The 12,745-nt window shown below is 43.9% G+C and carries 7 protein-coding genes; 2 read left to right on the top strand and 5 right to left on the bottom strand.

The features are described from left to right. Nucleotides 1-51: 51 nt before the first annotated feature. The 5 genes from M1P97_RS08820 to M1P97_RS08800 all read right to left on the bottom strand — a co-directional run bounded on the left by M1P97_RS08820 (nt 52) and on the right by M1P97_RS08800 (nt 7,527). Entirely contained in the window at nt 52-2,046 is a 1,995-nt protein-coding gene (locus tag M1P97_RS08820) for a glucosamine-6-phosphate deaminase (RefSeq protein WP_195371991.1), read from the bottom strand. A 113-nt stretch (nt 2,047-2,159) separates the two neighbouring features. Next, a complete protein-coding gene (nagA, locus tag M1P97_RS08815) occupies nt 2,160-3,326 on the bottom strand; it encodes an N-acetylglucosamine-6-phosphate deacetylase (RefSeq protein WP_249388841.1) in 1,167 nt (388 codons plus the stop codon). Between the two features lie 34 nt (nt 3,327-3,360). Further along, nucleotides 3,361-4,527: an N-acetylglucosamine-6-phosphate deacetylase gene (nagA, locus tag M1P97_RS08810; protein ID WP_249388840.1), complete on the bottom strand. Its 1,167-nt coding sequence runs from the start codon at nt 4,525-4,527 to the stop codon at nt 3,361-3,363. A 45-nt stretch (nt 4,528-4,572) separates the two neighbouring features. After that, entirely contained in the window at nt 4,573-6,519 is a 1,947-nt protein-coding gene (locus M1P97_RS08805) for an ABC-F family ATP-binding cassette domain-containing protein (RefSeq protein WP_249388839.1), read from the bottom strand. A 36-nt stretch (nt 6,520-6,555) separates the two neighbouring features. Continuing rightward, nucleotides 6,556-7,527: an alpha/beta hydrolase gene (locus M1P97_RS08800; RefSeq protein WP_394803885.1), complete on the bottom strand. Its 972-nt coding sequence runs from the start codon at nt 7,525-7,527 to the stop codon at nt 6,556-6,558. Between the two features lie 408 nt (nt 7,528-7,935). Here M1P97_RS08800 and M1P97_RS08795 point away from each other — a divergent pair, with 408 nt between their 5' ends. Together M1P97_RS08795 and M1P97_RS08790 are read left to right on the top strand one after the other, a co-directional pair. Continuing rightward, the gene (locus M1P97_RS08795) at nt 7,936-11,013 is read left to right on the top strand and encodes a SusC/RagA family TonB-linked outer membrane protein (RefSeq protein ID WP_195371987.1); all 3,078 of its coding nucleotides are present in this window, start codon (nt 7,936-7,938) and stop codon (nt 11,011-11,013) included. Between the two features lie 23 nt (nt 11,014-11,036). Next, a complete protein-coding gene (locus M1P97_RS08790) occupies nt 11,037-12,701 on the top strand; it encodes a RagB/SusD family nutrient uptake outer membrane protein (protein WP_249388838.1) in 1,665 nt (554 codons plus the stop codon). Nucleotides 12,702-12,745 lie beyond the last annotated feature (44 nt).

Genomic DNA, 12,745 nt, shown 5'->3' with positions numbered 1-12,745 from the left:
AAAAGAAGGTATCCTTTTCAGGATACCTTCTCTATTTTTAGAATACTATTCTTATTTCTCAAACGGAATCATATACTGTACGAATGCTTCGATTGCTTCATAAGAAGCCAGCCCCAGTTCCTTGTACAATTCAGCTGTAGCACGGTTACGATCTTCAGCACGTTGCCAGAACAAACGTTCGTCGTCACCCAGGAACGGTGCGCTTTCTGCCTGTGACTGGTGTTTCAGGATCGCATTACGTTTGAAGCGTAATTCTTCCGGACTGATAGGAACTGCCATTTCGATGTGGTCCATTTCCCATTCCGCCCATGCTCCGCGATACATCCAAACGCGGCAATGTTTCAGCCATTCTTCGTCTTTCAGTTCGTCGATAGCAGCCAATACCGCATCCAGACAAACCTTATGTGTTCCGTGCGGGTCAGCCAGGTCACCGGCAACAAACATCTGGTCCGGTTGGATTTCCTGCAACAGTTTCTTTACGATAGCTACGTCGGCTTCACCCAGATCGTTCTTCTTAACAAGACCTGTTTCGTAGAACGGCAGATCCAGGAAATGAACGTTTTCATCCTTCACTCCTGAATAGCGGCAACCATGACGAGCTTCTTCACGACGGATAGTACCTTTCATAAACAAAACGTCTTTCTTTTCAGGTTCGCCATTTTCTACCTTTTCGAAACGCAGGTATTTGATGATCTCTTCTGCTTTATCCTTAACCGCTGTATCATTAGGAGAATATTTATCGCAAACATCACGCAAGTATTCGCAATAGCGGATTACTTCGTCATCGCCTACGGCAATATTTCCGGATGTTTCATAAGCGACATGTACATCGTGGTGCTGGTCGCACAAACGACGCAACGTACCACCCATAGAGATCACGTCGTCATCGGGATGCGGACTGAACACGATCACCTTCTTCGGATACGGAGTAGCACGTTCCGGACGATTAGTATCGTCTGCATTCGGCTTACCACCGGGCCAACCGGTAATTGTGTGCTGGATATCATTAAATATCTTGATGTTTACATTATAAGCAGAGCCATATAATGCCAACAGTTCACCCAGACCATGTTCGCTATAATCTTTATTAGTCAGCTTCAGGATCGGTTTACCAGTCAACTGGCACAGCCAAACGATAGCACGACGGATCAATTTGTTATCCCAATCGCAGTTCGTAACCAACCAGGGATGGCTGATTCTTGTCAGTTCGTAAGCAGCAGACAGGTCGATAACTACCTTTACATTCATATGATTCTGTAAATAAGTAGATGGAACCGCTTCGCTAACCTTACCTTCGACTGTATTAGCAATTATACGGGCTTTATCTTCACCCCAAGCCATTAATATAACATTCTTAGCACGCAAGATAGTAGAAATACCCATGGTGATTACGCTGGCAGGAACATTCTCGATAGACTTGAATGTTCTGGCTGCTTCCTTACGGGCATCGTTATCCAGCAACACCAAACGAGTTCCTACATTTGCAGAAGAACCCGGACCATTGAAACCGATATTACTTGCATGACCGACACCCAGCAGGATATAATCGATACCGCCTACAACCTGGATCTGTTGTTCATATTGTCTGCAAAACTCAAAGATGTCATCTTTAGGGATGGAACCGTCCGGCGAATAAACATTTTTCGGATCGATATCCACTTGATCGAGGAACGATTCCTTCAGGTAAGTCAGATTACTGTTCGTCGATGCACTCAAAGGATAGAACTCATATACGTTAAATACAATCACATTACGGAAGCTCAATTGCTCCTCCTTATGCAAACGTATTAATTCTTTAAAGACACTCTGAGGAGAGCGTCCACCGGACAAGGCCAGAACAAACTGCTCGCCGGCATCCTGCTTCTTGCGTATTTGTGATGCCAGTTCCTTTGCGATCGCGAAAGAACCTTCATTTGCCGATTCATAGATGTTTGTCGGAATCTTTTCAAAACGAGTCAAAACTGATTGCTCGTAAGCGTTTTCCGGACGGTAATACCTGAGCGGTATACGCGTCAGGGTAATTTGAGAACTAAGGTTCGTCTTCATGTTTAATTACGATTTAGTACAACTTTTTTACTTGAACTACAAATATAACAATTCTCAAACAATTAATGATTAAAGAATCCCATCAAAAATATCTATTTACCTATAAATCGGTACTACGCCAATGTATTCGTTCCTTCCACCAAATGTCCCATCGACCAAACAGAGCGGACATTCAACTTACGGTCCAGAATAACGATATCGGCATCTTTACCACGTTGCAAAGAACCCTTGCGATCGTCTACACCCATCAGGCGGGCCGGGGTTTCGGAAGCCATACGGACTGCGTCAGCCAAAGGTACTCCGGCTTTCTGAGCCATCGTACGAACCAGCACATCCATCGTGGCAATACTTCCTACCAATGAAGAATGGTCGGCCAACTTACAAACGCCGTCTTCTATGATAATACGGGGATCGTCGACTGGTTTTCCACCATTGGCAGCATAAGCCAATGCATCAGTAGACAAACAAGTACATTCCACACCTTTCAGCTTATAAACAAGACGCAGGATCGTTGAAGGCAAGTGCCGACCATCGGCTATCACTTCTACCGTCATATCATCTTCCAGAAATACGCTTTCTACCGTTCCTTCATATTTATATTCACGACGCTTATGGAAACCTGGCATCGCATTATAGAAATGAGCCGCATGAGTGAAGCCCGCTTCATAAGCCGCTTTAATATCGTCAAATTCAGCTTCCGTATGAGAGACGGCAGCCAAAAGACCTTTTGAACGGACATAACGGGCAAAATCCAATGCCCCCGGCAATTCAGGACTCGCATCCCAACGTTTAATACAAGTCGTACTTTCCAGTAACGATTTATATTCATCCGGGTCCGGATTTTTCAATGCATCCGTCAATAAGCTACCTGCCATCTTCGGATTCAGATACGGTCCTTCCAGTTGTAATCCCATAACAGGACTGTTTTTTTCAGCCATTACGCCTTCGCATAAGGCTACAGCTTTCTGAACTTCTGTCATTGGGAGCGGAGACAATGTCGGGAAAATAGAAGTTGCACCATATTTCATGTGGGCGTTCACTGCCCCGTGGAAAGCTTCTTTCGTACATTCTTTAAAATCATAACCACCGCCACCATGTATATTCATTGCCACGAAACCAGGAATGATATACATACCTTTGGCATCGATTATAGTAGCACCGATCACAGCCAAGTCGCTGTTCGTGACTTCCAGTATTCTACCATCGCTGATCAGGACAGAACCATCTTTCAGCCATCCCTGTGGTGTGAGTATCTGTCCGTTTATTATTTGTGTTAACATAACTTCTACTATATTTCTATTCCTGTTCTACCCGTTAAAACAATTTATTAGTGCCTTCCACCAATTTCCCCATAGCCCAGACAGCTCTTACATTGAGATCTTTGTCCAAGACCATAATATCTGCATCCTTGCCACGTTGTAAAGACCCCTTACGATCGTAAACACCCATTATACGGGCCGGTGTTTCAGAAGCCATACGAACAGCATCTTCCAGAGGTATTTCAGCCTTCTGCACAACAGTACGGATCAGGCGGTCCATGGTAGCGACACTACCAGCTAAAGCAGAACGGTCGGCCAACTTACACACTCCGTCTTCGATAATCACACGAGGATCGAAAGCTACCTGACTGTCACTGGCGGCACAAGCCAATGCATCAGTGATCAAACATGTACGTTCTACACCCTTCACCTTATATACCAGACGAAGAATTGTAGGAGGAACATGGATACCGTCGGCTACAACCTCAACAGTCATATCATCTATCAAATAGATACTTTCAACCGTACCTTCATATTTGTATTCACGCCGTTTGTGAAAACCGGGCATTGCATTGTAGAAATGTGTAGCATGAGTATAACCAGCCTCATAAGCAGTCTGGATATCTTCGTATTCGGCCTGTGTATGACCGACAGATGCCAATACACCTTTAGATGTAATATATTTACCAAACTGCATAGCACCAGGCAATTCCGGAGCTGCATCCCAACGTTTGATACAGTTGGTTTCTTCCAACAACGGAATATATTCTTCCGGATCAGGGTTCTTGATATTTTCCGGAAGCTGACCGCCGGCCATTTTCATATTGAAATAATGACCTTCCAAATGTAACCCCAGAACAGGACTATCTTTTTCCGCCATCAATTTTTCCGTAGTAGCTGCCGCTTCACGAATCATCGGGATTGTCGAAGAAGATAATGTGGGGAAAATACTTGTAGTACCGTGTTGCATGTGAGTGGCGACTGCAGCCCGGAATGCCTCTTCCGTTCCTTCCATAAAGTCACGTCCACCACCGCCATGAACATGGATTTCCACACCGCCCGGAACGATATACATTCCCTTGGCGTCAATTAAATTCGCACCGACTATGGCCAGGTCACAGTTCGTCACTTCCAGGATCTTATTATCACTGATCAATACAGAACCATCTTTCATCCAGCCCTGTGGTGTCAGGATACAACCATTAATAATTTGAGTTAACATAATATTTGTCTATAATAAATTAGGCGTTTGTTATTTATCTCCGGATTACCGGGATGCTTTTTCGTTTAATTCTTCCAACTCTATGGTCAGTTCTGTCCATGTATCCATGGTATCTGACAGTTCTTTTTTCAAAGAAGAGTAATCGCTGTATAAAGAGGTATCGGAAGCACCTTCCGGTGTAGCCAGTTTGGCTTCGATTTCTGCTATTGAAGTTTCAAGTCCTGTTATTTTCTTCTCAGTTTCAGCCACTGACTTTTCTACTTTTTTAATCGCCTTGCTTTGTTCTTTACGAGCTTCATACGATAATTTATTCTGAGTAGACTGATCTTCCGTTTCACCTGAAGAAGATGCAGACTGAACAGTACGCTCCAGTTCGCGCAGACTATCCATCTTTTTCCTTTCCAGGAATTCATAAATACCGCCCAGATGTTCAATCACACGCTGATTACCGAATTCATAAACTTTATCTACCAGTCCATCCAGAAATTCACGGTCGTGAGAAACCACGATCACCGTTCCGTCGAACTCACGCAAAGCATCTTTCAATACATCTTTCGAACGCATATCCAAATGGTTCGTAGGCTCATCGAGAATCAACAGGTTTACAGGCTCCAGCAGCAACCGGATCATTGCCAAGCGACTCCGCTCACCACCGGATAAAACTTTCACCTTTTTGTCGGAGGCCTCACCACCAAACATAAAAGCACCTAGTATATCACGTATTTTTGTTCGTATATCACCCTCTGCCACATAGTCGATTGTATCGAATACAGTGAGGTTATCATCAAGCAACTGTGCCTGATTTTGTGCAAAGTAACCGATTTTCACATTATGTCCCAGTTGAAGTTTACCTTCGTAATCTATCTGATCCATAATACATTTAACAAGGGTTGACTTACCTTCCCCGTTTTTCCCCACAAAAGCCACTTTATCACCACGATTGATCGTTAGAGTAACATTTTGAAAGATCAGATGGTCACCATAACTTTTTGCCACATCCTCCATAATTACCGGATAAGAGCCGGAGCGGGGAGCCGGAGGAAACTTCAGGCTCAACATAGCACTATCCACTTCGTCCACCTCGATGCGCTCTACCTTTTCCAACTGTTTGATACGTGATTGTACCTGCACAGACTTGGTAGCTTTATAGCGGAACCGTTCGATGAATGCCTCCGTATCGGCCAGTTTCTTCTGCTGGTTCTCGAAAGCACGAAGTTGTTGTTCGCGGCGTTCCTTACGGAGCTCCACGTATTCGGAATATTTGACTTTATAATCATATATACTTCCCAGTTCGATTTCAATCGTCCGGAAAGTCGTATTATCGATAAAAGCACGGTCGTGAGAAACCAGAATCACCGCATTGGCACGGGTAGCAATAAAGTTCTCCAACCATTGGATTGATTCAATATCCAGGTGGTTAGTAGGCTCATCGAGCAATAACACATCCGGCCGGCGAAGCAACAACTTTGCCAACTCGATACGCATACGCCAGCCACCGCTGAATTCAGATGTCGAACGGTCGAAGTCAGTACGTTTGAATCCTAGTCCGATTAACGTACGTTCCAGTTCCGCATGATAATTGTTTCCTCCCATCATCTGAAAATGTTCGGAAAGATGTGTCACTTTATCTATCAGTTTCTGGTAAGATTCCGTTTCATAATCGGTACGTTCAGCCAGTTCCAGGTTCAGACGTTCGATCTGCTTTTCCATTTCCCGGATATGTCCGAAAGCCAACTCGGCTTCTTCCCTGACGGTATGTGCATCCGTCAGCTGCATCTGCTGTGGTAAATAGCCGATCGTTGTCTCTTTAGGTACACTGACCGTACCGGATGTCGGAGATTGCAAACCTGCAAATATCTTCAACATCGTAGATTTTCCTGCACCGTTCTTTCCGACCAGTGCGATACGATCTTTCTTATTTACTACAAACGATACGTCATCAAAAAGCGTAAAACCACCAAATTCAACTGTTAGTCCTTCAACTGAAATCATATTTATTTCTATTTACAGGTACAAAGATACAATTGTTCAGGGCTTCTTCACAAACTTTTCAATGAATAAGAGCAAGTTCTCATTGACAGGAAGGTCAGGATCGTTGTAAACAGCCATCTGAGCCTGACGGTCTGTCGTTGCACAATCCTTTAATACATGGTTCATACCATCTATCAAATTCATTTCGGCAGAAGGTAATGCTTGTTTTAATAATTCTGCATCTTTTACAGAGACCTGTATATCTGTTTTTCCCTGTAACAACAGGACAGGAACAGTCAGTTTCTTTATCTCTTTCTGCGGATCGTATTTATAGCAAGAGATCAGATATGGCTGAACAGAAGAACGAAATAAAGCCTGCAATCCCAGCGGCACACTCGGAACCAGCTTACCTGCTTTCAGGGAGTCGTTGATAGATATCACCATTTTCCGTATCACTTCAGGTTGCCCAGCCATCTGCTCTTCCAGCAGATCCGACATAGGCCGCCCCGCTCCTGCCAGCGAAATATATCCTTTCACCTTCGGATTATCCTGACTGGCAAGCATCCCTACGAGCGCTCCCTCACTATGACCGGCTATATAGATACCATTCAAACGACGATCGCGGGATAAAAGATCAATCCATTCGCGTACATCTTTTATACCGTCTTCAAAACGCATGGAATACTCATCTTTCCCGGCACCTGCGCTGGATGCAATACCTCGTTTATCAAAACGCAGGGAGCCAATACCTCTCCTACCCAACTCTTCAGCCAGGTATTTCAACGAATTATTCTTCATACCAGCCACAGCCGAATTACCATCCATATCGGTTGGTCCTGAACCTGCAATAATCAAAACCAACGGAAAAGTTGCCGTTCCCGGAATTATCATCTTTCCATTGATCTTTCCCGATGAAGTACTCAGGCTAATTGGACGTTCATTTAACCGGACGGGCATCTGGGCAGAAATAAACAATCCCCAAAACAACAAACAAAACGATATCAATATTCGGTAAGATTCACATCGCATATACAATTGGATTATATTATATCCGACAAATCTAAGAAAACAAAATGATAATTTATCCATTTTCACCAAAGTAATCTATAGGGTAGAAATAAATTGAAGAATTTATTAAAGGAGGGAGAAAGCAGGGATAACATCGTTCTAGCAGAACTATTTAAAAACGACACTGCAAATATAGTATATTTTTTATTATCAATGCATAAATATATTAAAATACATAACTAAACACAACCCGTACAGCTACATTTGTTAATTATTAATTACTTGATAAAGTTAATTCATTTTCTTGTATTCTTAACCAATCCCAATTAACGCATTAAGGTACTGACGATTACTAATTATGATTAAGCCTGAGTTCTGCTAGGACTATGTTAACAACAACACTAGTATTAATTATCAATCAAAAAGCACATGAATTACAGGTCTATTTTAAAGCAAAATCAATTCTCTTTGCTTTTAATCGCACTTGCTTTTCCTGTTTCAGTAACCACATCTTCCCTGTATGCCACTACAGCAGAAGTATCTATTACCCAACAGAAAAAAGCCATAAGCGGAATCGTTTTCGACGGTGGAATGAACGAGCCACTAATCGGAGCGAATGTGGTCATTAAAGGAACAACCAACGGCACAGTGACCGATCTGGATGGAAAATTCACACTGGAGGCCAATCCTAATGACATCTTGGTAATCAGTAGTATTGGGTTTAAAACCGTAGAGATTAAAGCCTCTGAAGCAGCCAAAGGAAAAATCACACTAACAGAAGATTCACAGGCTCTCGATGAAGTCATAGTTGTTGGTTACGGTGTCCAGAAAAAAGCCAACCTGACTGGTTCGGTTGCTACTGTAAAAGCAGAAGCCATAGAATCCCGCCCAGTATCGAGTGTGTCAGCAGCCCTGGCCGGACAAATGCCGGGTGTTACTGCCATCCAAAGCACCGGAAAGCCTGGTGAACAGACAGGTAGCATTACTATTCGTGGCAAAAACTCTGTAAATGCAGCTAGTCCGCTGGTTATCGTAGACGGTGTACCGGGTAGTATGAACACGATCGACCCATCCGACATCGAAAGCCTGAATGTTTTGAAAGATGCCTCTTCAGCTGCCATCTATGGTGTGCAGGCTGCTAACGGTGTTATCCTGATCACGACCAAGAAAGGTAAAAAAGGAGAAAAAGCCAGTGTCAACTATTCCGGTAGCGTAGGTTGGTCTACACCTACTATGCGTCCGAAGTTTCTGGGATCTGCCGATTTTGCCATGTTATATAATGAAGCTACATTAAACGACAACCCGAACAACCCGCTTCGTTTCACAGAACAAGACATCGAATTGTATCGTAACGGATCGGATCCTTACGGACATCCGAACACTGACTGGTATAAAGAGACAATGAATAAGAATGCCATCGAAACGATGCATCACCTTGGAATCAGTGGTGGTTCGGAAAAAACAAGTTATAGTGCGTCAATCGGTTACACCCAGCAAAATGGTATGATCGATGCAAACAACTACAAACGTTTCAACGCACGTACCAGCATCGACTCACAAATCAATAAATGGTTCTCTGCCGGTTTGAATTTATCCGGTTACAGAGGTACTTTGATGGATAGCTGGAATCGTGTTTCCGGTATGACCCAGTTTACAAACCGCGCCACTCCGATAGAAGGCATACGCAATGAAGAAGGGACTTTCCTGTACCACGGTAAAGATAACCCGGTTGCATTATTGGGACGCGACGGTTTTAGAAGAGACATGAACCAACAGGTAAACGGAACTGTGTATGCTCAGGTAAATGTCCTACCGAATCTGACCGCTAAAGCCTTATTCTCTGTTCGTAATGATGAAAGAAGTGAAGAAGGATTTAAGGCTCAGGTAAATTACGGTCTTAAAAACGAAGCAACAACAGGTCTCCGCGAGGCTTACGAAAAACAGACTTGGTGGAACTGGTACACTACGCAGGTATTAATAAACTATAACGAAACCTGGGGCAAACACGACTTAGGTTTATTGGGAGGTTTCGAACAAATCGAACATACTTATAAAAGACTGGAAGCCGAACGTAAAGGAGGTGGCAATAATGAATTGCAGGAATCATTAAGTACACTAGATGCCTCTACACAAACGAACAAGGAAGAAAGATACGAAGTAGCTCATCGTTCATACTTTGCCCGTGCCCAGTACGGCTTTGCCGACAAATATCTATTTGAAGCCAACGTTCGTATTGACGGTTCTTCCCGTTTTGCTTCCGACAATCGCTGGGGTGCCTTCCCAGCTTTCTCTGCCGGTTGGAGAATCACAGAAGAAGAGTTTATGAAGAATGCAGATATCAGCTGGTTGAGCAACCTGAAGTTACGCCTCGGTTGGGGACAGACCGGTAACGAAGAACTTAAAGATGAAGAAGTATATCTGACTATACCTTCGTATGCATATCAGGAATACATATTAGGCAATAATCTGTATGCTACAACTTATGAAAGCCGCTACGCAAACAAAAACCTGAAATGGGCAACCGTTACCAGCTGGGAAGGTGCTGTCGAAGCTTCATTCCTGAACAACAGACTAGGTTTTGAACTGGCTGCTTACAAGAAGACTACTAACGACATGTTGCTATACCTGCCCGTGCAGGGTATCTTCGGTATGGACGCACCACGTCAGAACGCAGGAAAGGTGGAGAATAAAGGTTTCGACCTGAGTATCTTCCATAATAATGTGATAAATAAAGATTTCAAATATGATATCATGTTCAATCTGGCGTATGTACATAACGAACTGACAGACTTAAAAGGTACAGAAGGTAAGGATCCGGGTGACGGAAGAGATAACTTCTGGTACCTGGAAGGTCATCCTATCGGTTCTTACTACGGATATGTAGCCGACGGTTATTTCAATACGGAAGAGGAATTAAAGAGCCTTCCGAAACGTACCGGAACAGAACAACTGGGTGATATCAAATACAAAGACCTGAATGGTGACGGAAAGATCGACCTGGCTAACGACCGTACTGTTATCGGTAAAGAGTTTCCGAGCTGGACAGCCGGCTTAGGTGTCAATTTATATTACAAAGATTTCGACCTGTCGGTATTCTTCCAAGGTGCATTCGATGTGGATGCTTATGTGAATGGTGAAGCGGCTTATGCATTCTTCAACGGTGGTAAAGTATTGGAACGCCATCTGGATCGTTGGACTCCGACCAACCACAATGCTTCTTACCCGCGTATTACGATGTCCGACCAGATCAACTACCAGTTCTCTTCATACTGGCTGGAAGATGCTTCTTATGTTCGTCTGAAAAACCTGACACTCGGTTACAATGTACCGAAGGCATTGCTGAGTAAAATCAACCTGACACGTGTAAAAGTATTTATCACCGGCGAAAACCTGTTTACGATTACCGGAATGGATACCCTCGACCCTGAATCTGCACCAAGTAATTCCCGCGGTGGTCTTTACTCAAATGTAAGAAAGATTTCATTAGGTCTTAAAGTTGGATTTTAAATAACAGTTTATCAATCAGAAATATGAAAAAGAGTTTTATTTATATAGCTATTTCAGCAGTAAGCCTTCTGGGTTTTACTTCATGCAGTGATTTTCTGGATAGAATACCGCAGGATGAACTATCTGACGGCAGCTATTGGAAAACGCCGAATGATGCCAAAATGTTTGTTGCCGATGTGTACAGACAAATCCTACCAGGAAAATGGACCGGTGACATCGATGGCGATATCGATTCTGACAATGCCGTACACGGTATCAAATGGGCCGCAGGTAATGTTTCAAAAGGCATTTACGATCCGGGAGATATGGGGTGGACAGACGAGTATAAAGCAATACGCTCATGTAATGTCCTACTGGAAAAGATCGACCTGATACCCGATTATGATCAGGCGGATAAAGAGGCTACCATAGGAGAAGCCCGCTTTATGCGCGGATATATCTATTTTGGTTTGATACAGACGTTTGGAGATGTACCGTATGTAGAAGGCACGCTCGACCTGCACGATATGGGCAGTATAACACGTACTCCCGCAGAAGAAGTATACGCCAAAATAATGGAAGACTTCGATTATGCTATCGCCCATCTTCCGGCACAATGGGGTAGCGGCGACTACGGACGTGCAACCAAAGGGGCTGCCAATGCAATGAAAGCACGTGCAGCTCTTTATTTCAAGCATTACGACTCAGCCGCCGATGCAGCTAAAGCAGTGATGGATTCCGGCGAATATGAACTGTTTGATGCAGCAAATACCGGACAATATGCCAAATTATTCTGGGAAGAACAGGAAGCTTGCAAGGAAGCAATCCTGGTAAGACAGAACATAGCTGGTAAAAAAGATGACGAATGTTATATCATTGGTTGGGAAGCATTCCCTACATTGGGATGGGGCGGTATTAACCCGACACAGAGCCTGGTGGATGCATTCGAATGTATCGATGGCGCTCCGATTTCCGAATCTTCTTTATATGACGAAACGAATCCGTTCGAACATCGCGACCCGCGTCTGGAAGTTTGCGTATTGCATGACGGAGAAACCATGTATAATGTAACAGTAAAGACCGCTCCATTGAAATCGAGCGGTAGTACAGGTGTAGCTCAACATAATGACGCAACAGCTACCGGATATTATCAACAGAAATGGCTCGACCCGAGTATCGACCCACAATCGGATGGATGGAACATGGGTAAAGACTGGCATGTAATCCGTTATGCAGAAGTATTGCTTACTTATGCTGAAGCGAAAAACGAAATTACAGGACTGGACGCTTCCGCTTTCGATGCCGTTAACCAGGTACGCCGCCGCGTAGGTATGCCGGATCTGCAAAACTCTGATGCGAGCAAGCCCACTTATTGCGGAACCCAGGATGCCCTTCGTCAGCGTATCCGTAACGAGTGGCGCGTAGAGTTCGCACTGGAAGGCAGCAAGCGTAAATGGGATATCCGTCGCTGGGGTATTGCCAAAGAGGTTTTGAATGCTCCGTTCCTGGGGATGAAATACAAAATGGTAGACGACCCTGCTAATGCGGACCCGAAAGATGAAGGAAAAGTATGTATCCTGTATCAGGGAGAAAACATCAAGCTGACAGGCAGCAAATATGAAGATCATAACTATTTGTTCCCGGTTCCACAGGCTGAACTCGATCTGAACCCTGCCTTAGGACAAAATCCGGGTTACCCTACGAAGTAATCTTGTTTATTTAGATCTATAATACATATGTCAGAGGAGGGAAT

The organism is Parabacteroides leei (genome assembly GCF_023369805.1).
In the GTDB taxonomy this organism is placed as follows: Bacteria; Bacteroidota; Bacteroidia; order Bacteroidales; family Tannerellaceae; genus Parabacteroides; species Parabacteroides leei.
Note: the sequence above shows the minus strand (reverse complement) of the source record. Positions and strands in the feature narration are given on the sequence as shown.

What these genes read in the sequence shown, in the direction of transcription:
- M1P97_RS08820 (WP_195371991.1), bottom strand. Translation starts at nt 2,046, where the DNA reads ATGAAGACGAACCTTAGTTCTCAAATTACCCTGACGCGTATACCGCTC.
- nagA (WP_249388841.1), bottom strand. Translation starts at nt 3,326, where the DNA reads ATGTTAACACAAATAATAAACGGACAGATACTCACACCACAGGGATGG.
- nagA (WP_249388840.1), bottom strand. Translation starts at nt 4,527, where the DNA reads ATGTTAACTCAAATTATTAATGGTTGTATCCTGACACCACAGGGCTGG.
- M1P97_RS08805 (WP_249388839.1), bottom strand. Translation starts at nt 6,519, where the DNA reads ATGATTTCAGTTGAAGGACTAACAGTTGAATTTGGTGGTTTTACGCTT.
- M1P97_RS08800 (WP_394803885.1), bottom strand. Translation starts at nt 7,527, where the DNA reads ATGCGATGTGAATCTTACCGAATATTGATATCGTTTTGTTTGTTGTTT.
- M1P97_RS08795 (WP_195371987.1), top strand. Translation starts at nt 7,936, where the DNA reads ATGAATTACAGGTCTATTTTAAAGCAAAATCAATTCTCTTTGCTTTTA.
- M1P97_RS08790 (WP_249388838.1), top strand. Translation starts at nt 11,037, where the DNA reads ATGAAAAAGAGTTTTATTTATATAGCTATTTCAGCAGTAAGCCTTCTG.